The organism is Paraburkholderia sp. WC7.3g, assembly GCF_050436345.1.
GTDB lineage: Bacteria > Pseudomonadota > Gammaproteobacteria > Burkholderiales > Burkholderiaceae > Paraburkholderia > Paraburkholderia podalyriae.
Window position 1 is genome coordinate 3,822,712 of record NZ_JBNDMA010000002.1, and the last position, 25,064, is coordinate 3,847,775.

The window sequence follows — 25,064 nt, forward strand, 5'->3', positions numbered from 1 at the left end:
AGTCCACCGAGTTGGTACTTCACGCGTTATATAGATCGTGTTTAAAGAGGCAGGCAGAACAGGATGAAGCAGCAGACGCTGGCGATGGCAGCCGATCAAGGTGCGGGTTTCGAGACCCACCGCAAACGCACGCGGCGCGACGAGTTTCTCGACACGATGAATGCGATCGTGCCATGGTCGCAGTTGTGCGCGGTGATCGAGCCGCATTATCCGAAGCGCGGCAATGGCCGCCCGCCAATTGGTCTGGAGCGCATGCTGCGGATCCACTTCGTGCAGCACTGGTTCAATCTGGCCGACTTCGCTTGCGAAGAAGCGCTCTACGACAGCGCCAGCCTGCGTCGCTTTGCCGGAATTGACCTGGGTTGTGAAGCCGTACCGGACGCGACGACGCTGCTCAAATTCCGGCGCCTGCTGGAGACGCACAAACTGGGCGCGCAATTGTTTGCCGAAGTCGGCCGGGTGCTGCAGGCCAGCGGCATGAAGCTCAAAAGCGGCACCATCGTGGACGCGACGATCATCGGCGCGCCGAGCTCGACGAAGAATGAGCAGAAGGCGCGCGACCCCGAGATGCATCAGACCCGCAAGGGTCGCCAATGGTATTTCGGCGCCAAGCTGCACATCGGTGTGGACAGCCAAAGCGGTCTGGCGCACAGCGCGGTGCTCACGCCGGCCAACGTGCATGACAAGCATCCACTGCCGCAATTGCTGCACGGGCAGGAGCGGCGCGTCTACGGCGACAGAGCCTATGCGAGCCAGAAGGAACTGATCCACAGCAAGGCGCCCAGGGCGCGCGACTTTACCAATCAGCGCACGCGCCGTGCGGGCGGCGAAGTCGACGAAGTGCAACGGGGCAAGAACCGCAACAAGTCGAAGATTCGCGCCCGGGTGGAACATGTCTTCGCGGTCGTGAAGCGACTGTGGGGATTTACCAAGGTGCGCTATCGCGGGCTGGCAAAGAACGCCAACCGGGCGTTCGTCGCGCTCGCGCTGGCGAACGTCTACCTGTCGCGAAAGAAACTGATGGCACCGGTACGCCCATAGTGGGCGAAAGGCGGGCAAAGTGCCCGCCCAACAGGCCCGCGAGGGCCGAAAAGCAATGGCTTAAGCTCGGCCTCATGACTTGGCGACGTTCAAGTCGCTGACACGTCGCCGATTTGGTGGCTTGTTCAGCTTAGCCTTAGACCATGGCGTCGATTTATGTTCGCTTATTTATGCACTGGTTAGTAACTCTGAGTCTTTGGCAGCCATAGGTGTCCACCTCGAATTGGTGGACACCTATATTGCCAACGTCACTGCCAATTGATAGACGTCAACGATGGACCGCATACGTTCAGTCCATGAACTGCTCAGCCATGTTGCCCCCGATCGCGGCGGCCTGGCCGATCCGGCCACCGTCTCAAGACTGCCCATCGAACCCCATCCAGTATCGCAACCTGATACCCAGCTAATGGAGCGCTGATTGCCGCCCAACCCACCGCACCCGGTTATCGAGCCGATGTCGTCAATAGCGGTAGCGTCGCAGTACCCCGTGCCCTGGAGCGTTCGTACGACGTCGTGCTTATCGACCTCCATATGCCGGTATGGACGACTATGCATTGGATGAGACGCTTCGGCTTCAGGGTGCGGTGGCGGAGACCGTCGCGATCGCCGCACGTTGGGAATGAGGAGCGCCAGCGCTGGAAAAAGACCGGAATAGAGTCTGAGGTCGTGAGGCCGGCTGGTTCAATCGAGGTTCGGATTGGCCGGGCAGTAGTCAAGGTCGACGGCATTGTCGACGCTGAGATGCTTCGGACGGTGTTGGGGAGTTTGCGCTCGTGATTTCTCTGCCAACGGGTACGCGTATCTGGCTTGTTGCGGGCATTACGGACATGCGCTGCGGCTTCCAGGGACTTGCTGCCAAGGTACACACGGCGCTTGAGGAGAATCCGCTGGGCGGTAACGTCTTCATATTCCGCGGGCGCCGCGGCGATCTCGTGAAGGTGCTTTGGGCTACTGAGGACGGGCTCTGGCTTCTCGCGAAACGGTTGGAGCGAGGGCGTTTCATCTGGCCACAGGCCGATGGCGGCAAGATCCATCTGACGAGCGCACAGTTGTCGATGTTGCTCGAGGGAATCGACTGGCGACAGCCACGACGCACCGCCGCACTCTCGATGTTGTAAACCGCGAGGAAGGCTCGTAAACTGCGACGCATGTCCGATCAGGCGCCGCTTCCCGATACTGTCGCCGAGCTCCGTGCCATGGTGCTCGCGCAACAGGCATCGCTGCTTGAGCACCAGGCATCGATTGCGAAGATGGTGGAGGAACTCGCCGCGCGAGATGACGAGATCGAGCGCCTGAAGGCGCAGATCGACAAGCTCAGGCGGATGCACTTCGGGCGCAAGTCCGAGCAACTCGCGAAGCAGATCGACAAGCTCGAGGCGCAGCTGGAGGACCTGACCGCCGGCCGGGGTGCTGCCGAGGCGCGTAACCAGCGCGACAGGACACCGAATGCGCCGGCCAGCAAATCGCCTTCGCGAGAGCCGCTCCCGCCGCACCTGCCGCGCGAGGAGATCGTACTCGAGCCTGATCCGCTCTGCCCCAGGTGCGCGACGACCATGCAGCCGCTGGGCGAGGACGTCTCCGAACAGCTCGCGCGCGTAGCCGCCGCATTCAAGGTGATCCGCACGATCCGGCGCAAATTGCTTTGCCCCGGCTGTAGGCATATCGAACAACTGCCGATGCCAGGCCTGCCAATCGAGCGCAGCATCGCACATCCAAGCCTGCTGGCCGATATCGCAGTATCGAAGTTCGCGGATCACCAACCCCTGTATCGCCAGTCGGAGATCGCGGCGCGCGACGGCGTGACGCTTGATCGCGCCAGCATGGGCCGCTGGGTCGGCCAGATCGTCGAACTCTGCATGGTGCTGGTCGAAGCAATCCAGCGCTACGTGCTGGCTGCCGGTAAGCTCCATGGCGACGACACGACGGTTCCCGTCCTCACACCGGGCAACCAGAAGACGACAACCGGCCGATTCTGGGTCTATGTGCGCGACGATCGACGCTCGGGCTCGACGGAGCCTGCGGCAGTCTGGTTCTCGTACTCGTCGGACCGCAAGGGTGTTCATCCGCAAACGCACCTCGCCAACTTCAAGGGAATCCTGCAGGCGGATGCCTACGCCGGCTTCGATCAGCTGTACGCAAGCGGCGACGTCTTCGAAGCGGCATGCTGGGATCACGCGAGGAGGTACATATACGACGTTCACGAGCGTACGCCGACTCCGGATACCCAGAAACTGCTCGAGATGATCGGCGAGCTCTACAGCATCGAAGCCGACATTCGCGGCAAACCTCCCGATGAGCGGTTGCGTGTGCGGCAGGAGAAGAGCAAGCCTCTGCTCAACACGTTCGAATCGACGATCAGGGCCAAGCTTGCGACGCTGTCGAAGAAGTCTATGCTCACGGGCGCGATCAACTACTCGCTGAACCACTGGGCGGCGCTCACGTTCTATTGCGAGGACGGACGCGCCGAGATCAGCAATGTACTCGCAGAAAATGCCCTGCGTTGTGTAGCGTTGGGCAGGAATAATGCGCAGCCGCAAGTTATGCGGAGTTTACCGCGTATGGAACGTCACGAGCGCCTGTGCGAAGGGCGTTGCAGGGATCTGTCTGTTGCAGCAAACTGCGCATAAAAGAGGTGCTTTCCTGTTTGGGTAGTTATCCATTTCAGGAGAGTTATCATGATCGCCCTGGTTCCGCTACGACCACAACCCCAGGCATGGTTGTGGCACAGCGTCCTTGCTCCCTTCGCAGAGCGCTACAGCGAATATCTTGTTGAGACCGGCTACGCCGCCGGCACTGTCAATCGCTACGTGAGGTGCGTCGCACACTTCGCGTATTGGCTTACAACACACCGCATAGGCATAGCTCGCGTCGACGATCGACTTGTCCGCACCTTCGTGAACGACCATCTCCGGCGATGCAACTGCCCCGATCCCATTCCGAGAAGTCGCACAGACGTAAGTGCTGCGCTCCGGCATCTGCTGGTCGTGTTGGGAGTGTGCACTGTCCCTCGGTATCTGTGGTCAGAATCGGACTCTTTACGACATGAGGTTTGTCGATTCACAGAACACCTCAGAGACGTATGCGGTCTCGCCGAGTGCACGCGATATCAGCGCGGCCGAATAGTTCGCGATTTCTTGCATCACCACTTCGCTCGCAAGCACATAGACCTGGCTCAGCTAACGGTCCAGGATATCCACCGATTCGTGACGCATTACCCTACGGGGTGCAAGGCGGGAGCAGCCCATGTTGCTGGGGTGACGCTGCGCAGCTATCTGCGATTCAGGACCATGCAATACGACGATCGCGTTCAAGAGCTGATCGCGGCGGTCCCGGGCGTAGCCGGATGGAGGCTAGCGGCACTGCCCGAAACGCTTTCGGACACACAGGTCGGGCAGTTCCTGAATTCCTTCGGTCGTGATACGGCTTCCAGCTTGCGCGACTACGCAATGGCTCGATGCCTGGCAGATCTCGGCCTGCGGGCCGCGGAGGTCGTGCAAATCCAGCTCGACGATTTGAACTGGCGCGAAGGCACGCTACAAATCCATCGCACCAAGTCGAGACGGGCGTACGCAGTTCCGCTGCCGGAACCGACAGGTCGTGCGATCGCTGACTACATCCGGTTGGCCCGGAAGGCAACAACGACTTCACGGGCTGTCTTTGTGCGGCATTGCGCACCTGTTGACGTTCCGTTGGGTACTGGCCGCGTTCATCAGGCAGTGCATGCTGCATATGTTCGTTGCGGCTGGACCGATCGATCGGGAACTCATCTTCTGAGGCACAGCGTCGCCCGACGTCTCCTTCAATCAGGCTCGTCGTTGAAGGAGGTAGCCGACATACTGCGCCATCAAAGCATCGACACCACCGCTATCTACACGAAGATCGACCTGCGAAGCCTGGAGGGCGTGGCGCTTCCCTGGCCCGGGAGCACATCATGAAGCGCGCCGTCAAAAAAACGTCAGCCACAATGGTATCGCTCGTGGAAACGTGTCTCGCAGAGCGACGCAGTCTCGGCTTCGATCTTGGGATATCGGGGCAAGTGCTGATGAACTTTGCCCGCTTCGCGGATACGACGGAGCATCGCGGTCCGATCACCGAAAGTCTGGCGCTCGCCTGGGCACACTCGACACCGAGCGAAAGGGCCATTACGTGGGCGCGACGGATTGAGGTAATTCGCCCCTTCGCGAAGTATCTCAAACAGTTCTATCCCGATACGGTTGTTCCGCGACGCGACCTGTGCGGCCGGGCTCATCGTCGTCTGGCGCCGCACATCTACACGGAGCGGGAACTCGATGAACTCCTCACCGCGTCGGCGGCGATGTTGCCCGCCGGCTCGATCAGACCGCTCACCTACGAAACGTTGTTTGGTCTGATTGCGGCAACCGGCTTGCGTATCTCGGAAGCCATCAATCTGTCCCGAGACGACGTGAACATTGCTGGCGGCACGCTAATTGTGCGCAAGACGAAGTTCCACAAATCGCGCCTTATCCCGTTGCATCCCACCGTAACTTTGGCGATGAAGCGTTACGCTGTCCGCCGTGCGCTGGTCATCGCCGCTGAGCCGTGCCATTCGTTCTTTGTGAATCTTGATGGCAGGAAGTTGCACACCAGAACAGTCCACTGGGCGTTTGGTCGTCTTCGCGAGCAACTCGGGTGGATTGCTCGAGGGGACCATGCATTGCCTCGAATCCATGATCTTCGTCACACGTTTGTGTGTCGGCGCATTCTGAAGTGGCATCAAGAAGGCGTGAATGTCGACAACCGTATGATGGCCCTGTCAACGTATCTTGGGCATGTGAAACCGAGCGATACCTACTGGTATCTGACTGCCGTTCCGGATCTCATGGAAATCGCGAGTGAGAAATTTGCGCGCCTCGCCGAGGGAGTGGACCATGAGTAAAGTCTGTCTGGCACCGTCCTTCGCCACGCTCCTGCAGGACTTCTTCGTCGAACGGTTGATGGAACAACGCGCGGTCAGCCCGGAGACGATATCGAGCTATCGTGATTCGTTTCGTCTGTTTCTCCTGTTTGCATCAGATCGCGTTGGTAGATGCCCATCTGACCTGACGCTGGCAGATATGGACGCGCCAATGGTGCTGGCCTTTCTGCGACATCTCGAGGTGAATCGGCACAACAGCACGCGTACGCGCAATGTTCGCCTCGCTGCGTTACGCTCGTTCCTGAAATACGCTGCACACCGCGACCTCTCAGCATTGGCCGTTGTACAGCGCGCGCTCGCCGTACCAATGAAGCGGTGTGATAAACCGATGGTTGGATATCTGTCGCGCGACGAGGTCCAGCAACTATTAACAGCGCCTGATCCAGACACCTGGTGCGGTCAACGCGACACGGTACTGCTGGCAACCATGTATAACACTGGAGCACGGGTCTCAGAGATCCTCGCTCTGCGCGTCGGCGATGTCATCCTGGGTTCGTCACCCTGTGTCCATATTCTTGGCAAGGGCCGCAAGGAGCGCACGGTACCTCTATGGCGTTCTACAGCAACGCTGATCAAACGATGGTTGCCACGTATCCAGGATGTGGCGAGCCAGAGGCTCTTTCCAAACCGCTCGGGGAACGCGATGACTCGCTCGAACGTCGCTGACCGGATGAGAATCGCCGTAACGCGAGCGAAGGGCGAATGTCCGCAACTCGCCAAACGACGCGTTTCTCCCCACCTGGTACGTCACGCGACTGCCATGCATCTACTTCAGTCAGGCGTTGACCTATCGGTCATCGCACTCTGGTTGGGACACGAAAGCCCGTCGACAACACACGGCTATATGGAAGCGGATTTGACAATGAAGGAGCGAGCACTGAACAGCATTCAACCGCCGCAGGTGAAGAACCGTCGATATCGACCGCCAGACCGCATTCTCCAGTTCCTGGAGTCGCTGTAATTATGCGCAGTTCGCCGGACCGAAAGTACTCGGGGACCGGCTCGGCGACTCGCATCGCACTGTCCGGCAGCGGCAGGCTCCGCATAAGTTTCGACTGCGCATTATTCCTGCAATGCACATATTTGCATTGCAGGAAAAACTATTTGTTCGTTGGCTCCGACAGCGGCGGTGAGCGCGCGGCGGCGATGTACAGTCTCATCGGTACGTGCAAACTCAACGAAGTCAACCCACGTGCCTACCTCGAATACGTGCTCACTCATATTGCGGACCACAAGGTCAACCGCATCGACGAACTGCTTCCCTGGAACGTGGCCGACAAACTGAAGCTGGCCGCTCCGCTCACGTCCACGGTTTGACCGGGTAGATCCAGATAGATCGTGGCCACGATCATGGAACGATCTTCACGTGGTCTACGCCGGACCTACCCACGCTCTCACATCATGCCCCACGCGCGCGCGAATCGGGGACCGGCCCTGCCGAGCCGCTTACGTATCAGCAGGACTATGCGACCATGCGACAGGCTGCCTAGCGTAGCAAAACAGCGAGTCGCAAATACGCTGGAAGGTTGCGAAGGTAAATAACGACGTGATGGCAAGATAGGTTGGACCGCAAGAACATAAGCCTGATTGACGCTGAGCGCTTCGAGCGCGCTGGATAGTAGAGGCCGTTCTTGGCGCATTCCATCAGGGCGCGCAGCATCGCGCTGCAGACGCCGGATATAAGCCTGCAGCCAAACCCTCATCGAGCGTCGCAGTGTTATTTCCTTGCAAGCCGGGCGGCGTTCATATAAGCGTCAAGCAGAACCGCTGGTCTCGCCAAGATTGTCGCGGCCCGATGGCGTTAGCTTGCCCCCGGTTTTGTGTCGTCCGGCCCACCATTGCGGTCTTCGTTATCCGGCTCCTCCGCAAGCGCCACGCCGATCGAGTACTTGATCAGCTCGGTATCGGTCTCCACTCCAAGCTTACGCATGGCACTGGTCTTTTGCGCGCTGATGGTCTGTTTACTGCGCTTGAGTCGCGCCGCAATTTCGTTGACAGAGAGTCCCGATACAAACAGCCGAATTACTTCAGATTCACGCTTGGTGAGCGCGCGGCTACTGGAACCCGCCGATTCGATGTCGAGCTGCCAGACAATCTTCGATATGGCAGGGGAAAAATAACGACCATTTGCGTATGCGCCATGAATTGCCGCTAGCAGATGATCCGTCGTATCAGCCTTGCTGAGAATGCATTCAATGCCTAGTTTGAGAATGGAGCGAATAACACCAGGATTGTCAATCATGGTCAATATGACAATCCGTAGAGCCGGGTACCGGCGCCGCAAAAACGAAAACAGTGTGATGCCGTCGCCGTAATCGCCGCCGGGCATCGCGTAATCCGACACGAGTACGTCGCACGGCTGCTTGCCAAGTGCGGCAAGTAATTCGGTAGAATTGCCAACCGTATCCACAACGTCAAGCGTGCGATGCTTCTTGAGCGTATGAAGTAATCCGGCAACGACTGCTGGATGGTCATCGGCGAGAATGACCCGGATGGTGAAATCATCCATTTGAAGTTTTCCTGCATTGAAATGTAGTCACATACATTACAGATTTTGAATAAATCGATAATGATTGGGAAACGGCTGCACCGATTCGGATAGCCGAGCAAATCGATTGACCGGGGCCTGGGCCAGCGATAGTCGTGGCAAAGGAACCCGAAAGATGACCAAGAGAACCCGGCGGACGCACTTTTCCGCGTTCAAAGCCAAGGTGGCGCTGGCAGCGGTTAAATTCGAGCGGACGCTGGCCGAATTCGCGCATTCCCGACCGCGGCCGGTGAGAGAGGTCAAACAGTTGCTGATGCGACGAATCGACGAACTGCATACGGAGTTTCCGTTTGCCGCAGCACAGAGGCTCATGGGTGCGCAGTCGCTGTAGTGCAAGCCAAACACCAGCCGCGGCAACGAACAACACAGTGTCTGCCCGCATTTGCAGCGCAGCCTGCAGATCAAGCGGGCCAACCAGGCGTGGACACGCGGCACGACGTATATTCCAACGGTGCGTGACTTCGTGACTCTCACAGCGGTGGCGGACTGAACGAATCGCAAAGTACTCGCAAACCGGGTCGCCATCACGCTGCAAGCAAAGGACGCTATTGACGCACTCGAGGAAGCATTCGCGCGCCACTCGCTGCCCGACATCGTGAGCACCCATCAAGGCAGCCAGTGCACGGGGGACCCGTTCACCGATGCCTTGTTGGACCGAGGCATCCGGCTGCCGATGGATGGCCGTGGCAGCTCGCGTGACAACGCGGTCGTCGAATGAGCCCGGCCCAACATCAAGTACGAGGAAGTCTCTCTGAAGGCCAATGAGTCGGTCAGCCATGCTCGGCGCTCCATTGGCGAATACATCGAGCTGTACAACTGGAAATGGCCCCATTCGAGCCTGGCACACGCCGGGTGAGGCACGTCGCTACGCTGCGTGCGATCAACTCGGCAGCATGATTGTCTCGGACGCTCCACTTGAAAGTATCGAAAACCCGTCCGAAAGAGCGAGACCACCTCTTCCCGCTCGAGTGTGGCGGGTTTGTCCAGCTCAAGAAAAAGCGCTCATTCAGACACATTCCTAGTTATCCTGACGTTGAGTGATTATGTCAGAATATCGTGCACAACAATCGCGGCAACCCAAAATAATGGGCAACCGTCCGGAAACATCCGACTGACCTGAATTGCCGGAATGACACGTCGCAGAGCGATAGCTGACAAAGCTTTGACCGATCCTACAATCTGGTTTGCAAACAAGAACAAATATTCTTACAAAGACAACGCACTCGGCCTGTGGATTTCTCCGAAGCTGCTTTCATGACAGCCGTTCAACGCTCATTGCCGGCACATGCGTTCGTGTTCGGTCATCAAGGTGACGAACAGTCGACTACCACGGTCGCGGCGCACCCGGGCCGTAGCGGCACGCCTGATCGCTATCCTTCGTATTTGCGTATCGTCTTGCGGCCCATGTTCAGTCGAGCGGCGATGACGGAGACAAAAAGCGTCCCCGACGCTGCAGTTCTCCAATCGTCATCACTTCTTCCAGCTCGACCACCCACAGCCCACGACCGATCTCAAGGTTGATATCGTCGGTGAGCGGTCGGTGCGGCGGCGGCCACCGTCATGGCCTTCCCGATGCAACAGGCGCGGCCGGATCCGAGCTCCGACAAACAGGAAAATCCGTGTGCCGGTCGTCGATTCGTCGCATCTGCAACTGATTGGCCTCGCTCACCGGCCACTGTCGGTAATACGTGCTCGATCTCGCGATGCCGGCCAGCCGCGTCTATTGCGGAATCGACAGCACATGCGTACGGTCGATCATCGCTTGCGTCCAGCAATCCCGCTTCCGTGCGCTCAACCGGCTGAGCGAGCAGTCTCTAGCCAGTCAACCAAGGCACCTGCCGCCGCGTATTCCTGCAGTACCGCCGCGTAGGCGTCGAAGCGATTCGTCACTTCGCTCACGCTGTTGCCATAGTGATCATTCTCGGCGAGCAACACATCGAGCAGGGTTCGTTTGCCCAAGTGGTACCACTGTTCGAAGAAGGCCTTGCGCACCTGATCCGTCTCGGCGGATAGTCGCTCGTATTGGTCCGCGCGGCTGAGCATGGTGTGCGCATCCTGATCCGCGGCGCGAATCCCATACTCAAGGTCACGCCGCCGCTGATCGAAGCGCTGCCACGTAGCCTGTGCTCGATACCCGGCCGCAGCCGTCGCCGCCTGCGTTGAGCCGCCGCGAAATGCTGCCCAGTTGAGCGTCATCATGGTCTGCCATGGCGCTCGTTGTCCCGCGCCTCCGACGCCGGCATTCGCACTGACAACCCAGTTCACCGACGGCAGCCCTGACGCTTTCACCGCCTTGGCATTCAGGTTGGCCGCATTAGCCTCTGACTGAATCTGTCGCAGGCTCGAGTGAGTATCTACCTGCTGCAGAAGTTGCGGCAGATTGCCCGGTCGGATGGGCCAGTGGTGCGTGGGCGGAAGCGGCGGCGTGGTCTCACCCACCAGCTTTTGCAACTTCAATTCTGCATCGCGCACCTTAGCTTGTGCGGAATCACGCGCGGCTTCAGCCTGCAGCAGACGGGCCTTCGCCTGCGTGAGTTCGCTGCCGCGACCTCGGTCGACAGCCACAATTTCACTCAGCATTTTCACGAGCGTCGCCATGCGCTCGACGAATTGCTGGCTCAGGCCAACTATCGCGCGTTGCTTGCCCAACTCGACAAGCGTGCTCGTCACGTCGAACGCATTCTGGTCGCGAACCACCGCGTAATTGCTGCGCGCGGCATCCGAGAGATGCTCACGGCTTCCAATAGTGTTCTTTGTGCGGCCCCAGTCGTACACCGTCGTGGTGATGGTCGCCGTAACCACATTGCCGTTGTCGTAGCCATTCCGATTGCCAGGACCAAATTTAAGTCCCTGCGTCTGCGAGCCTATGTCAACTTGTGGCCATCGCTGCCCTTTCGCCTCGTCGACATCTGCATTCGCGGCTTCGTAGTCTGCATACGCCTGTCCCACTTCGGGACTGCGCTTCTCTGCCTTCTCGACAGCGTTAAGGAAGATGCGACGTAGCGTGGTGGAATCCGTCGAAGGCACGCCATCGGGACTGGACGGTTGCGTTTCAAGCCACTGCGCGAACGTTGCTGGGGGCGTTCGGCTCGTCGACGTTGACGGGTGTTTCGCCTCCGCCGAAATTGATTTCAGTGCAATCGCGGCATCGCTTACCAATGCCTGATCAGGCTTCGTTTGCGCACCTACATGGCCACTCGCCAGCAAGCTAAGAAGTGCCAAAGTCAGCCATGCCATGGGGCGGCGTTCCAAACCGGGGAGGCCGTCCCGGTGGGTAAAGGCATGCACCGCATTTTGCACGTCAGGTCGAATATCTTGAGTCATGATCGGAAACCGCTCAGATTGATCGTTGGTGACGCGACACATGAGCCGAGACCTGGAATTGACAGAACGATGAAACAATCTTCGTCGTCTCTGGGTTTGCCTCGGCTACTTCGCGTGACTGATGAAAGAAACTTGAAATTTCGTACTGGATCTCATTGTCGGAAAATCAGTCAGCCGGCGGAATCGGACTGCAGCACCGGAGTGACAGGACCAGTACGAATTTGTATATCGGCGTGACTTCGATTGGTTGGACCAGTTCCGCCTGCGCCACCTTTACCTTGAACGCCGAGGAGTGTGCACATCGATTCGGTTTCGTGATTTCTGGGTTCCTCTTTGTCCGGCATCATGGCCGACCAAGGCCTTAGGTTTCCAACTTAGCGACCCGTCCGAATTCTCGACGCCGTCTCTGTGGTTACGGCCAGCGGCAATTCGCTGGCCTGCTTGAGGCTGGCGAACTTCGCGGGCGGCACAAGATAGTTCTCGAGTTCGTTGAACCGATGCGAACCTTGCAGCCAGATGCCGCCAGAACTCAGCGCGTTCTTCAGTTCCAACCGCGGTCACCGTCTGCAACGGCCCGCACGAGCCGCTTACGCCGAACCGGGCATGTGCGGAGGCGTTCAAGGCGGCGGCAGTGCAACGGATCCGGGAAGGGCAGAGCATCCGGGCGGTGTCCCGGGAATTGAAGATGTCGCGGCAAAACATTGCGCAATTGGGTGAAAGTAGACGGGCAAATTGAGCAGCGCGGGCGCATAGGTTGTGGGCGCTGGAAGAGATGGAGTAGTCTCGCCTGAAAGCTGAAAGCAGGCGTCTGTAGATGGAGCCAAACACGCCGACATAAATATTGCAGGGCGGTTTCAAAGGTGAAGCGCAACAGCGGGTTAATGAACGGAAGCTGAAGTTATGGAAGCGGTTGCGAGCATACGTTCGAACACCTCGAATGGCGAATGAAATGCATGCGTAGCACGCGGTCGGCTGTTGAGGCTGTCGGCGATGGCATCGAGTTCGTCCTGGCTGTAGATCGAGAGGTCGGTGCCTTTTGGCAAGTACTGACGCAGCAGCCCGTTGGTGTTCTCACAGGTGCCGCGTTGCCAGGGGCTGTGCGGATCGCAGAAGTACACGCGCACGCCGGTGGCGGCGCTGAGCTCCTGATGGCGGGTCATTTCCTTGCCCTGGTCGTAAGTGAAGCTCTGGCGCAGGGGCGCAGCGATCGAATTCAGCTTCGCAGTGAAGCCGGCCAGGGCCGAGGCGGCGGTGGCGTCGTCCATCTTCGCCAGCAGCACCAGGCGACTGGTGCGCTCAACCAGCACGCCGACGGAAGACTGGTTGCCGGCACCCTTGATAAAGTCGCCTTCCCAATGGCCTGGCATCACCCGGTCATCGACCTCAGGCGGGCGCACATGGATGCTCACCATGTCGGGGATCTGGCCGCGCCGGTCAGTGCCCCGCTTGCGTGACATACGCGTGCTGTGGCCGTGGCGCAGACAGGCGATAAGCTGGCGGCGCAGCTCGCCGCGTGGCTGGGCATAGATGGCGGTGTAGATGGTCTCGTGCGAGACATGCTGGGTCGGATCGTTGGGCCACATGCGCTTGAGGGTACCTGAGATCTGCTGGGGCGACCACTTCCATTCCAGCAGGGTGAGTACCACGCGCCACGACACGCTTTGAGGGTGCAGCTTGGGACACGGGCGCGCAGCCTCGCGTCGGCTCGTGCTGAGCGCCTGCGCTGGTGCAGACGCATAGCCCACGGCAGAACACGTGTTCCTGGTCAGCTCGCGGCTCACGGTTGACGCCGCGCGCCCGAGTGTTCGGGCGATGACCTGAACGCTCGAACCCTGCTGCTTCATGCTTGCAATCGTCATGCGTTCTTCAGGCTGCAGTTGTTGGTAACTTCTTTTTTGCATTGGCACACCTTACACGAGCAAGGTGTTGCACTTCAAATTTGATCGCGCCCAGCATAGTATGATTGCATGGTTACTCTTTTTTGAGAGGCATCCATGCGCAAGCTTGAAATAGCAGATGCGGAGATCATGCAACTCGCGATTCGACAGGAAATTGAGCGCAGTGAGGAATCGCGGTATGACCACCGCATGCATGGGGTACTACTGGTTAGTTGCGGCTACTCATGCACCGAGGTTGGCCAGTTGCTCGGTCAGGCAGCAACGACAGTGCAGCGATGGGTCGGACGTTTCGAGCGAGGCGGTTTTGACGGATTGCGCGATGGCGACCGGACTGGACGTCCGCGCGCACTGGATGAATCGCAATGGCGTCGGGTAGAGGCGGATCTGCGCAGGACGCCACGCGAGTTCGGATTCGAGGCGGGCCTGTGGGATGGCCCCCTTCTGTCGGAGCACTTGCACAAGAACTATGGCGTCAGGCTCGGCGCGCGTCAGTGCCAGCGACTGATTGGCCAGATGGGTTTCCGGCTTCGCAAACCACGCCCGCAGGTGGCCCAGTCTGATCCTGCTCGCGTTGCTGCGGTAAAAACCGCGGCACGTGGCAAAACGCGACGACGTTGAGTTATGGAGTCTGGATGAACGTCATTTTCAGCAGCACGGCTCGCGCTGTCGCATGGGGGTGGCCCCGGAAGTGCGCGATCCAGTATTGATGCACGCACCCACGCGCAAATCGGTAGCATGCTTTGGCGCCGTCAGCCTGAGCACTGGCCGCTTCGTGTGGCAGGTTTGTCCTGTGTTCAACGCAGAAACTTTCCTGTCTTTTCTGCGCCGACTGCTGTGTCGTCGACGAAGCGGCAAGCAAATCGTAGCCGTGCTCGATAACGCCAGATATCACCATGCCATCTGCTTAATCCGCTGCTGCAAAAGTAGCGACGGCACCTGACGTTGCTGTTCCTGCCGCCTTATAGTCCGCAACTGACGCCTATCGAGCGCGTCTGGAAATTGACGCGGCGCCTGACATTAAATAACTGCTACTTTGCCACGCTCGCCGAAGTCCTCGAGGCCGTCCACGCCTGCTTCCGACACTGGATCAGGCCAAACGCGGTTCGACCAAGATTATGCTGCATTATTTAAGACGCTTGCTTAATCGGCGTTTTAAGCGAAGCAGCTGTGTGGGTGGACCATCAGGCTGTGTGACGTTTGCGGTAGCCGTCGAGAAAGCGCGCGATCCGGTTGATCGAATCCGCGAGGTCGTCGACGTTCGGCAGGAACACGACGCGGAAGTGATCCGGCGTTTTCCAGTTGAAGCCGGTGCCCTGCACGAGCAGCACGCGCTCTTCGAGCAGCAGGTCGAGGATGAACTGCTGGTCGTTCTGGACCGGATACACCTTCGGGTCGAGGCGCGGGAACATGTACAGCGCCGCCTCGGGCTTCACGCAGCTGACGCCGGGGATCGCCGTCAGCATGTCGTAGGCGAGTTCGCGCTGTTTGTACAGGCGCCCGCCCGGCACGATCAGGTCGTTGTGCTCTGATAGCCGCCGAGCGCGGTCTGGATCGCGTACTGGCCGGGCACGTTCGGACACAGCCGCATCGACGCGAGGATGCCGAGCCCTTCCAGATAGTCTTTCGCGAGCCGGCGGTTCTCGCCGGTCAGGCCCGAAATTGCCATCCAGCCGGCGCGGTAGCCGCACGAGCGGTAGCTCTTCGACAGGCTGTTGAACGTGACGGTCAGCACATCCTCGGACAGCGACGCCATCGACGTGTGTGTCTTGCCGTCGTAGACGATCTTGTCGTAAACCTCGTCGGCAAAGATCACGAGGCCATGCTGGCGGGCGATCTCGATCAGGCCCAGCAGCAGTTCGTCCGAATACAGCGCGCCGGTCGGATTGTTCGGGTTGATCACGACGAGCGCGCGCGTGTTCGGCGTGATTTTCGCGCGGATGTCGTCGAGGTCGGGCATCCAGCTATTGGACTCGTCGCAGATGTAGTGCACGGCGTGCCGCCCGCGAGGCTTACGCCGGCGGTCCACAGCGGGTAATCGGGTGCGGGCAGCAGCACTTCGTCGCCATCGTTGACGAGGCCCTGCAGCGCCATCACGATCAGCTCCGATGCGCCGTTGCCGATGTAGATGTCGTCGAGTTCGACGCCGTGCGCGCCCTTTTGCTGCGTGTAGTGCATGATCGACTTGCGCGCGGCGAACAGGCCCTTCGAATCCGAGTAGCCCGACGAACTGGGCAGATTCAGGATCATGTCCTGAATGATCTCGTCCGGCGCCTCGAAGCCGAACGGCGCGAGATTGCCGATGTTCAGCTTGATGATGCGGTGACCCTCTTCTTCGAGCCGCTTCGCATGTTCGAGGACAGGTCCGCGAATGTCGTAACAGACATTCAATAACTTGTTGGATTTGAGAATCGGTTTCACGGCGGGCACTTCATCCTACATAAACAACTTGGGCAAACCCGCAACATGTGGGGCCTATGCCAAACAGCTGCAACTCCATGAGGTGCTGAAGCCCATTGCCGTGTAGCCAACAATTTAGCATTCCACAAAACATAACAAATCGACTTAAATGAAACTTATTTGCGGCGCAGCAACGTTAACTTAACGGATGTCGGCGACCGTTGAGATGCTACCAGGAATTGATAGATCGTGAGCAGGTGCAAAGGATTCCTTTTCTTTTGCAATGACAGTCCGACTTTCTTACCCCTCGCTACAGTCTCCACTTCTCGACAATTTAGGATTTGGCCTGCTAAGCGCGGGATGATTCTCGCCCCCAGTCGCATACACGCCCTCCCCGGGGGGCGCATCATGCCGTCGTCCTCGATCTTCCTCTCTACCTTCGCTGCCCTGCTCGACCCAATCCCAAAGGGACCAGTACGCCGGAGGTTCAGCAAGGTAAAAGCGCCACAATCAGGTGCTCATCGCTCTTGCCCGACGACGCTGCGACGTTCTGTTCGCCATGCGCGACGGTACCCGCTCCCCGCCAAAATCCACCCCCGCTTGACGAATCACATACCCCCCGTTTTGACAGAGATCTGGCTCGCAAAGCGCGTTCAGATGCGCTAAACTGAACTCACAGATTAAGGAGTGGTAGTTCAGTTGGTTAGAATACCGGCCTGTCACGCCGGGGGTCGCGGGTTCGAGTCCCGTCCACTCCGCCAACATCACCAAAAGGCGAATCTTCATTCGCCTTTTTATTTGGGCCGTTGCGCCGCACAGATCAATTACGAACACGAAATTACGAACACGACATAGAGCCAGCCCTGCTACGTCGTCCGTAACTTCACGCTCCAGCACCTTGAGGCGTTCGCGTTCTGACGTGGCATTGCCTTCGCCTTCGCCGCTATCGGCTTCATTCGCTTGACCCCACCCCCCACCAGCATCTGGCTTGCAACTGATCCTGGGCGCCATGGATTCGATTGCCGCCCACTGTGGCGGGTACTCGTCGCAATCCTCTCGCGCCATGCGCACTGCACGCTCACGGACTTCAACAGAAAACTCGTTTCGACTTTTCATGGCTCCGTTTTTTCTAAAGTTGGAGCCTCCACCAAAATCGAGACGGTTCAGATCCGTCATCCTTCAGCGTGAGTGACAACACATTCATGACCAATTCCTCATAGCTGATCCCAACCGCGCGGGCGGCCTTCGGCGGCAGCGAGTGATCGGTCATTCCAGGCGCCGTATTCACTTCAAGGAAGTACGGATTGCCCTCACCGTCCAGCACGAAGTCGGCGCGGGCCCAATCGCTGCAGCCAAGCACCTCAAACGCGCGGCACGCGAGCGCCTTCAGGCGCATCTCCTGCGACGATGCCAGTCCGCACGGAATCAGGTATTGCGTCGTGTCGGAGATGTACTTCGCATCGTAGTCGTAGAACTCGCCCCCGGCACGATGAGGATGACTGGCAAATCGAGATCACCCGCGATGCGTGCAGTGTATTCACCGCCGCCTTCGATGCTTTTCTCGACCAGCACTATCATGTCAAACTTTGCCGCTTGCGCGATCGCCTCAGACAATGCCTCGGCCGCTTTTACCTTGATCACCGCGACGCTCGAGCCTTCGCTCGCCGGCTTCACAAAAAGCGACAGGCCGGGTTGCGCGACGATCGCCCGCGCGCGCGTATCGTAATCGTCGCCGCGCATCACAGCGTCGAACGGCGGGGTCGGAATGCCCGACTGCTGACACACGAGTTTTGCGCGAAACTTGTCGAGCCCGAGTGCAGAACCGAGTACACCGCTACTCGTATAACCAATGCCGTCGAAATCGAGCGCGCCCTGAATCTGCCCGTTCTCGCCGTAGCCGCCGCAGCACGTTAAACGCGCGCGCAAAGCCCTCATCCTTCAGAGCTGACAGCGGCCTTACAGACGGATCAAAAAGGTGTACGTCGACGCCTCCATCTCGCAAACCCTGCAGCACGAGACGGCCGGAATTGATCGACACTTCAAGCTCAGCGGACACACCGCCAGACACCACTGCCACTTTGCCGAATCGTTTGGGATCGATATCACCCATCTCACCACATCTTTCTGCGCGAGGCGCCCAAGTCCCCGTCGTGAAAACCACGATCATCGCAATCACTGCATTGCGAGCGAGCGCCACTACCAGGAGCGCCCCGAGCATAGACCCCCGTTCCGCGCCACCGAACGGCGATGGGAACCGAGGCGGGACGTTCAGCAGGACACCAGGCTGTTGAAACCCGAAACGCAGCGAACAACAAACCACCCACCATTGCACGAGCTGATGAAAAAAGCCTCCGGGTGTCGATTAGCAGTCCGCACTGGTATGGGCGAAGGAGTGATGACCGAGATAGCCGCTTCCCGAAAAGGGCACGGTCCAATTTGCTGGACAGCGCCCCTCACTGTGACCATTACGGCGAATGCTTCGCCGGAGTTCGCACTTCCGCCGGTGACTTACCGTACCTGCGGAAGATCAAGTTTCGCAAGCGCCATGCGGATTTCCTCCGCAGACTGTCTCTGGGCCAATAGCGCCGCTGCGCGTTTCGCGTGTCTGGCGAGTAGGTGACGTTGCGGCCCCGGAGCATGGGCGTAGATGTGATGCGGCCTCAGGCCGGCGCCGCGCAGGCGGCGGACATAATATAGCTGACTGTAAAAGGGAACAGTACGATCCTCCGGATCCGAAATGAGATAGATTTGCGGTAGTGTGTCCCGGCGAATATGCCCGATGTCGTCGACTGGATCGTAAAAGCTCTGGGCGTCATAAAGGAGCCGGCCGGGAATCTCACGCCTGAATTCCCAATACGCAGTAACCTGTTTCACGGAAACAAGGCCCGAAGACAACACTGATGCCGCGATGTCCTGTCGCCTGTTCAGGAGCGCGGCGACGATCTGGCCTCCAGCCGAATGTCCAGCCAGGATGAATGACGTGATGTTGTAACGCTCCTTTAGCAGGTGCAGTGCGCGATCCATCAGTTCGATCTCACGGTGAGTGCGCCGCATGTTATGGTCACCAGAGGAGCCATAGATACCTGGGCGGGCAAGATAGAGCGCGGGGGCGCCCGCGTCAGCAGACCAGTCAGCCATCTCCTTCCCAATCCCCGTAGGTGAAGCAGATCGGTAGGTTTGTGTAATGTACCTGACTCCCTTCGCTGTTCTCAGCATGACATCGCCGCTGAAATAAACAAGGGCGGTCGGATTCTCACCTTCCGAGAGTCCATGCGCATAGTACCGGATGCAATCTCCCTTTCCGTTGACTTCAACCCAGAGGCTATCAGGCACCCGCGCACAGTGTTCCAGTGAACTCAATGAACCATTCAGAGCTTGCACAGGATCGAAGGACTCATTTCCTACAGGGATCTTGAGTTCTCCAGGCCGGGGATTCTCAAACGGCCCCAGTGCGGGCCGCGCCCCCAGACCGGGTTCGGCCACGCCCCAAACGCCAAAGGCGACGAACAGGAAACGCCGGAGTCTCCAGCGCAGAAGGTGCGATAAACGCCGCAAATATCGGCCAGGCCATTGCATAAATAAGATTCCGTGAGGTTGCCCAGGAAAAACAGAGATGATCAACGATCGTCATGCGCGCGCACGACCGACCCGGCGCGGGTCCCCTCATGGAACGGCGCTGCCCGTCGTGGGGTCATTCAGTCACGCCTGACTGGGTGTATTGCCCGTAGGCTTGGAGGCAGTCAATACGGCCTGCTTTTGCGCACACGCCTTCATCCACGCCACGATGTGGTGTATGCCCGTACTGTTCGAGCCCTTTAGCAGCACCAGATCCTCGTCGACGAGTTCTTCGTGAAGTGCCGATTTCAGTTCATCCAGAGAATTCGTGTGACGTCCACGGCACGCAGCCGGCAACCGCTCCCAGAAATCGATATAGAGATCGCCCATGACATAGACACGATCGATCGCACAGCGCTCGACCACCGCAGCAAGGTCAGCATGAAGCATTGGCGCCTCGGGACCGAGTTCCGCCATCTCGCCGAGCACAGCGACCCGTCTGCGGGCAGGCTTCATGTCCCGTAAATGCTCCAAGGCCGCCTGCATCGAACCGGGATTGGCATTGTAGGCATGATCTACGACGGTCAGATGCCGGCCGTCAAGCGTCAACTCAAGCTCCTCGCCCCGGCCGGACAGGGCGGCAAAGCGTGCGATCCGTTCGATCGCGGGCTCAAGCGAATAGTTGAGCGCCAGGACCGCAGCGAGGACGGCCACGCTGTTCAGCGCCATGTGCAGACCGGCAGCCCCGATCGGGTAGGTGATATTGCGCCCTTTGATACGGACTGTAGCCGACTGCCGCGCCGCATCATGGTCCACGAGCTGAAAATCACTCTCAGCAGTCGTGCCATAAGTAACGATTTTCAGATCCCGTTCCATGGCCGCCTGGTAGACGGTGTCCCATTCCAGCATGTCCCGATTGAGTATCACGGTACTTCCCGCAGACATGCCACGGAAGATCATGCTCTTGGTCCGGGCAATATCGGTGATTGTGCTGCTTTTGCCGAGGTGCGCGGGCTGGATGTTGGTGAAAATGCTGATGTCCGGACGGGCGATGAGCGCGCTCTTCCTCATGTTGCCCACGGCAACCTCCAGGACAACATGAGGAGTATCCCAGTTGATTGACGCAAGATTCCAGCTCAAACCGTGGGGGAGGTTTGCGTTGAACGCACTCGCCGCCGTCTGCCCGTAAGCATTAAGGGCATCAGATAGCATGGCCACAAGCGTGGTCTTGCCGGCGCTCCCCGTCACTGCCAGGACGGCGCCGCTCATCTGCTGGCGTGCGTAGGCACCCATCGCAAGAATTGCCTCCCCCGTATCCGCGACATGCAGGACGGGAAAATCGTTAAGTTGAGCCTGCACATCAGGATCGCTCGTAATGACACCCACCGGGCGCGTGCGCATCTGTCGAATAACAGGCAAAGGAATCCCCCGGTCGCCCTCACGGACTCGAGCGACCACGATGTTTCCGGCCTGCATGGTAGGCACGTAAATACAAAGGCCGCTCGCCGTCCACCCTGATGGCGGGGGTGTAAGCCACGTCCCTCGCGTGACCGACTGGATCACCGAGGCGCTCCACTCCCGCCCCGGCGTAGAGGATACTGAAGCCTGCTGCGCGTTCAGGTAGTTCAGATAGGCAACAAAACCGGACAGATAGTGCTCGACGTCATCAATGCGGATCCGGAAGGCGTGGTGACGAATGAAGAAGCCGCCGGTGATTCTGCCCGGATTGGCAAAGTACATGGCGAGTTCCGGCCAGAAATGGCCATTCAGAAGGCGCTGTGCCCGCGCATGCAGTGCATGGAAGAATTTATCCAGATCAACCCCGGCGAGCAGGTGCTCCATTTCAGGCTGCTGCTGCAGGCGACTGATCATCTGCTCGGCAGCCGTCATCAATTCAAGCAGGGTCGGAAATGTCGTCATCCTCCCGATCACGAAATCGAGGTACCCGGCGAAGTTCTGGATCCCGAACTTGTAATACGCTTCCAGTGGCTTGTGACGGGTCAATTCGTTCACGCAATAGCTAAGCCAGTGGTCATGCGCCTTCCAGTGTTTCGCCTCGATGAAATGACCGAACGCCTTTTCTACTGCTTCGAGCCACCTCGCATCGCCAGTCAGGCCATAAAGGCGCATCAGGCCGAAGGCCGCTTCGCCGTCGTAATAGATGATCCGGAATGCCTGTTTCATCGACAGATCCGGGTAGTTCAGCACATGGCTGAACTCGCCCGTGTCCGCATCCTGCATGAAGAGGATGCCTGTCGCGAGCTGCTCAAGCAGAGTCAGATATTCACCGGAGCCGGTCAGTTGGCTATATTTGACCAGCGCCAGCAGGCACACGCCGTTTCCACCCAGTTTGATTTCAGCCTGTGCGTCAACCAGAAACGCCGCCCAGGCGCCGGACGGCAACTCCACCGGCATGATGAGTTCGTTGACGAGATAATGCAGCGCTGCGTCGATTGCTATCTTGAGGTCATTATCTCCGGTCACTTCCCAGGCTTCGAGCATTGCATAGACTGAACTTGCATGGCGCAGATTGTTGTAGGTGCCGATGGCGCGATCGAAGCAGGGATGCCAACCATAGTTAAAGCGTCCGCCTTGCTGTACCTGCCCGGCCAGATAGCGACTGCCGGATGCGACGAGCGCGGCGACGTCCCCCGGTTCAAGGTGTTCAATGATACGGCGGCCTGCATTGAGGCCAGTTCCGTGCAAAAGATGCACTTCCTGAGATTGCAGACTCGTGAACGCCCCGCGGGCCGAGAACACATAAACCTCCCGCGCGTCTGCGAAATCCACATTGGCAAGCTGATGCCGGATGGCGGCATACCGTTCAAAGTTCTTCGTGTTCACGACGGCATGCGCCTGTGCCGCGCCACCATACAGCATGGCATTGGCATTCAGTTCGGTCTCGAGAAAGGCATGCCTGAAACTGCTGTCCAGCGACAGGCCACAACGGAAGTAGTTGCGTTTGGTCTGTTCGAGGCGGTCCCGAAGTGTCTCCCAAGTCATGACCTCAACGCTTTCAACCCAGTCCACGCGAAGCCACCGGACGTCCCCTCCAGTTGTGCCGGCAGCCTCCGCCACCCGCTCCATGCCGACGTCCCACGCCTGGGCAAAAGTCGGTGCCGTTGCGCTCACGACGTCGGCTCGCCGCTGCCCGTCGCTCCATGAAAAGAACAGGACGATGGTCGGCCAAGGCGCTGCCAAGGGGTCGACCTGCGGTTCAACGACAGAGCGCAGTCGTGCAAACAGGGCAGGAAAATCTGCGGGAGTGAACGCGGTGGGCGACATGGTTTTACCCTCGGGTAAGGGGAGGACAATACGTCTTCGGCCAGATACCTGGCGACAATGTTTCGTCTGGCAGCGGACAATGCAATCTGACCGGAGACGATTGACTAATCCAGTATATACATTTGGCGAACGATGCTTTTGCAGAGGTTCGAGCCTGTAATCAAAACCTGGGCTCCCTGAATTTCACCTTCCGGGGGGGCAGTCGTGTATCGGCACAATCAGCGTTGCGTCGGCGCACGCGAGTTCTCGTCGCCACTGCTCGATGAACTCTCGTTTGTGCGACCAGGATGCAAATGTGAACTCATTGAGCATCCTGTTAAAGAACTCCTGATCACTGTCCTGCAACGCCGCATAAGCGAGCAATACGTTTATTGCAGGAATTGCTGGTTGTTTGGACATTCACAACTCCGTAGTTGAAGCGCTTGTCGTTTCGTTCGTCTGTGGCGAAAAGCGGATTAACGATAAGAAGATGTTGCGAAATTAAGCTTTCGGACTGTTAGCTCTTCTGAGTTGATAGTGTTAGCTTCCTGTCAGGTAGAACATGACAGGAAGCGACAAGGAACTCATAGACGACAAACAGCGGTCACTCCTCGAACCACTGTCGCCTGCACAAGCACCGCGCAATCGACAGCATGCGGGGCGCAAGCCGACATCCGACCGGGCCGTACTGGCGGGCATTGTGTTCGTGCTCCGCACAGGCGTTGCGTGGAATCTGCTACCGCGAGAGACGGGATACGGTTCGGGCGCCGCCTGCTAGGCGACGGCTCGCCGCATAGCAAGCCGCCGTCTGGGCACGCATCCACGAAAATCCGCCCATCGAGGGCATGGCTTCACTCGTTCCCACGCCTGGACAGTCGCTACGAACGCTACGCTGATATTCACGAGGCCTTCCTGTCCCTCGCTTACACGATTGGCCGAAAGCGCCTCAAGCCGCTTTTCATTCATTTCGCAACTGCTTCTTCGTGGGAACGCGACCCTCCGATTCAGAAACGTCGCGCGCCGCAGGAGCCTGCGCCCGCCGCGCCATCAAGCCGGATGAGCGAGGTTCACACGCACCACCACGCGGCGGTTGGGCTCGTTGCAGGCAATTTTCTGCTGCATCGTGCCGCCGCACTCCGTAACCACAGGATCGGAATTGCCCGCGCTTTCCGCTGTGATCTTCAGCGTCGGAACACCCTGCTCAATCAGCATCCTGCGAACCGTCATCGCACGCTGCTCGCCAAGTTTCTGCGCCGCTGCGTCCGAGCCGATCAGGTCCGCGTGACCGATCACCGTAACGGCTTCCAGCGATGCGTTCTCCGCGAGAATCTGCTCGGCAAGGCGCGAAATCTCCGCCCTGCCTTTACCGGTCATGTCCCGGCTGCCTGACTTGCCGAAGGCGAACAGCGTGTCGCCCTTGAGCGTGTAGTTTTTTACTGCGGCAGGTTGTGCCGCCGCGGCAGGTTGTGCCGCCGCGGCAGGCTGGACCACGGGGACCGACGGATAGTCACACGCCTGAACTGCCGATGCACGGGAAAGCACGTGCATTTGCGTGCGCATGCCCTGCAACTGGGTTTCGGCTTCGTTGCGCGGCATCACCACGGGTGCGCCATTGCCGCCAGGCGGCGCGACCTTTACGAAGTAGGTCATGCCGCCCTTCAGTTCAGCGCGAGATCCACTGGTGGTCCTGCCTTTATAGAGCGGTGCATCGTGGATGTACGCACCTAGCGTGTGTTCGCCCAGCTTCACGCAAAAGATGCTGTAGCCGTTAGGAAGCAATGCGGTCTGCAGGTCGCCATCAACATAGACGTCAGCGGCAGCCGAACGGCCCGCACCCGCGGATGCGTCACGGTAGTAGACGATCTGTGCCTGCTGCGAGCTGACCTGGCCAACAGGCGCGTAGCTCTGGCCGAATACCGTGCCAGGCTGTGTGCCGGCGCCGGTCATCGGTCCGGCACCGGGTGCGCCTGCCCGGGTAGCCAGCGACTGCTGGTTGGAGAAAGATTGCTGTGCGGCGGCGGGCAAGATGCCGGCCGTCACGAGCAATGCGCCTGCGAGCGCATGCTTCAAGCTTTTATTGAAAGTCATGTTAGTTCACCAA

At 58.9% G+C, this 25,064-nt stretch carries 17 protein-coding genes, 1 tRNA gene and 6 pseudogenes; 14 read left to right on the forward strand and 10 right to left on the reverse strand.

From position 1 onward, the window contains the following. Positions 1–63: 63 nt before the first annotated feature. The 7 genes and pseudogenes from OKW43_RS29225 to OKW43_RS29255 all read left to right on the forward strand — a co-directional run. Positions 64–1,041, forward strand: coding sequence for an IS5 family transposase (locus OKW43_RS29225; protein WP_429451246.1), 978 nt, complete (start codon positions 64–66; stop codon positions 1,039–1,041). Positions 1,042–1,814: 773 nt separating this feature from the next. Continuing rightward, the gene (gene tnpB / locus OKW43_RS29230) at positions 1,815–2,159 is read left to right on the forward strand and encodes an IS66 family insertion sequence element accessory protein TnpB (RefSeq protein ID WP_183708802.1); all 345 of its coding nucleotides are present in this window, start codon (positions 1,815–1,817) and stop codon (positions 2,157–2,159) included. 30 nt (positions 2,160–2,189) lie between these two features. After that, positions 2,190–3,566 (forward strand): annotated as a pseudogene (tnpC, locus tag OKW43_RS29235) (IS66 family transposase); the annotation flags it as partial. Between the two features lie 762 nt (positions 3,567–4,328). Beyond that, on the forward strand, positions 4,329–4,976 hold the full coding sequence (locus OKW43_RS29240; RefSeq protein ID WP_429445608.1) for a tyrosine-type recombinase/integrase: 648 nt from the start codon (positions 4,329–4,331) through the stop codon (positions 4,974–4,976). Continuing rightward, positions 4,973–5,938: a tyrosine-type recombinase/integrase gene (locus OKW43_RS29245; protein WP_429445610.1), complete on the forward strand. Its 966-nt coding sequence runs from the start codon at positions 4,973–4,975 to the stop codon at positions 5,936–5,938. Before OKW43_RS29240 ends, OKW43_RS29245 begins: the two co-directional genes overlap by 4 nt. Continuing rightward, positions 5,931–6,938, forward strand: a complete 1,008-nt coding sequence (locus OKW43_RS29250; RefSeq protein WP_429445612.1) for a tyrosine-type recombinase/integrase — start codon at positions 5,931–5,933, stop codon at positions 6,936–6,938. Before OKW43_RS29245 ends, OKW43_RS29250 begins: the two co-directional genes overlap by 8 nt. Before the next feature lie 131 nt (positions 6,939–7,069). Continuing rightward, positions 7,070–7,294 (forward strand): annotated as a pseudogene (locus OKW43_RS29255) (transposase domain-containing protein); the annotation flags it as partial. 484 nt (positions 7,295–7,778) lie between these two features. Here the strand turns inward: OKW43_RS29255 and OKW43_RS29260 are convergent. Next, positions 7,779–8,486 (reverse strand): response regulator transcription factor, encoded by a 708-nt coding sequence (locus tag OKW43_RS29260; protein ID WP_187639512.1) that lies wholly within the window; start codon positions 8,484–8,486, stop codon positions 7,779–7,781. 154 nt (positions 8,487–8,640) lie between these two features. On the opposite strand from OKW43_RS29260, the gene OKW43_RS29265 reads away from it, so the two are divergent. Next, positions 8,641–8,856, forward strand: coding sequence for a hypothetical protein (locus tag OKW43_RS29265; protein ID WP_376776524.1), 216 nt, complete (start codon positions 8,641–8,643; stop codon positions 8,854–8,856). Between the two features lie 1,460 nt (positions 8,857–10,316). Here OKW43_RS29265 and OKW43_RS29270 read toward each other — a convergent pair. From OKW43_RS29270 to OKW43_RS29280, 3 genes are all read right to left on the reverse strand, one after another. Continuing rightward, positions 10,317–11,849, reverse strand: a complete 1,533-nt coding sequence (locus tag OKW43_RS29270; protein WP_187639513.1) for a TolC family protein — start codon at positions 11,847–11,849, stop codon at positions 10,317–10,319. A 374-nt stretch (positions 11,850–12,223) separates the two neighbouring features. Next, on the reverse strand, positions 12,224–12,400 hold the full coding sequence (locus OKW43_RS29275; protein ID WP_187639514.1) for a hypothetical protein: 177 nt from the start codon (positions 12,398–12,400) through the stop codon (positions 12,224–12,226). 327 nt (positions 12,401–12,727) lie between these two features. After that, positions 12,728–13,750: an IS30 family transposase gene (locus OKW43_RS29280; protein WP_429445436.1), complete on the reverse strand. Its 1,023-nt coding sequence runs from the start codon at positions 13,748–13,750 to the stop codon at positions 12,728–12,730. 93 nt (positions 13,751–13,843) lie between these two features. On the opposite strand from OKW43_RS29280, the gene OKW43_RS29285 reads away from it, so the two are divergent. From OKW43_RS29285 to OKW43_RS29295, 3 genes are read left to right on the forward strand one after another with little or no spacing between them, the layout of a single operon-like run. Next, positions 13,844–14,365: a helix-turn-helix domain-containing protein gene (locus OKW43_RS29285; RefSeq protein ID WP_429451249.1), complete on the forward strand. Its 522-nt coding sequence runs from the start codon at positions 13,844–13,846 to the stop codon at positions 14,363–14,365. After that, positions 14,343–14,687: a transposase gene (locus OKW43_RS29290; RefSeq protein WP_429451251.1), complete on the forward strand. Its 345-nt coding sequence runs from the start codon at positions 14,343–14,345 to the stop codon at positions 14,685–14,687. Before OKW43_RS29285 ends, OKW43_RS29290 begins: the two co-directional genes overlap by 23 nt. A gap of 2 nt (positions 14,688–14,689) precedes the next feature. Next, entirely contained in the window at positions 14,690–14,878 is a 189-nt protein-coding gene (locus tag OKW43_RS29295) for a hypothetical protein (protein ID WP_429451253.1), read from the forward strand. A gap of 50 nt (positions 14,879–14,928) precedes the next feature. On the opposite strand, the pseudogene OKW43_RS29300 reads toward OKW43_RS29295, so the two are convergent. Then, positions 14,929–16,174, reverse strand: a pseudogene (locus OKW43_RS29300) (pyridoxal phosphate-dependent aminotransferase). Between the two features lie 390 nt (positions 16,175–16,564). On the opposite strand from OKW43_RS29300, the pseudogene OKW43_RS29305 reads away from it, so the two are divergent. Beyond that, positions 16,565–16,748, forward strand: a pseudogene (locus tag OKW43_RS29305) (IS110 family transposase); the annotation flags it as partial. An 80-nt stretch (positions 16,749–16,828) separates the two neighbouring features. Next, positions 16,829–16,905: transfer RNA gene (locus tag OKW43_RS29310), tRNA-Asp, on the forward strand. A 368-nt stretch (positions 16,906–17,273) separates the two neighbouring features. Here OKW43_RS29310 and OKW43_RS29315 read toward each other — a convergent pair. From OKW43_RS29315 to OKW43_RS29330, 4 genes and pseudogenes are all read right to left on the reverse strand, one after another. After that, positions 17,274–18,254: pseudogene (locus OKW43_RS29315) on the reverse strand (D-alanine--D-alanine ligase). Positions 18,255–18,652: 398 nt separating this feature from the next. Further along, positions 18,653–19,720 (reverse strand): alpha/beta hydrolase family protein, encoded by a 1,068-nt coding sequence (locus tag OKW43_RS29320; RefSeq protein WP_429451255.1) that lies wholly within the window; start codon positions 19,718–19,720, stop codon positions 18,653–18,655. Between the two features lie 123 nt (positions 19,721–19,843). Next, entirely contained in the window at positions 19,844–22,984 is a 3,141-nt protein-coding gene (locus tag OKW43_RS29325) for a Mur ligase family protein (protein ID WP_429451257.1), read from the reverse strand. A 183-nt stretch (positions 22,985–23,167) separates the two neighbouring features. Then, positions 23,168–23,383, reverse strand: coding sequence for a hypothetical protein (locus OKW43_RS29330; protein ID WP_187639462.1), 216 nt, complete (start codon positions 23,381–23,383; stop codon positions 23,168–23,170). A 142-nt stretch (positions 23,384–23,525) separates the two neighbouring features. Between OKW43_RS29330 and OKW43_RS29335 the strand changes: the two are divergent. Beyond that, a pseudogene (locus tag OKW43_RS29335) lies at positions 23,526–23,757 on the forward strand (transposase); the annotation flags it as partial. Positions 23,758–24,010: 253 nt separating this feature from the next. Here the strand turns inward: OKW43_RS29335 and OKW43_RS29340 are convergent. Then, a complete protein-coding gene (locus OKW43_RS29340; protein WP_429451260.1) occupies positions 24,011–25,051 on the reverse strand; it encodes an OmpA family protein in 1,041 nt (346 codons plus the stop codon). Between the last annotated feature and the right edge of the window lie 13 nt (positions 25,052–25,064).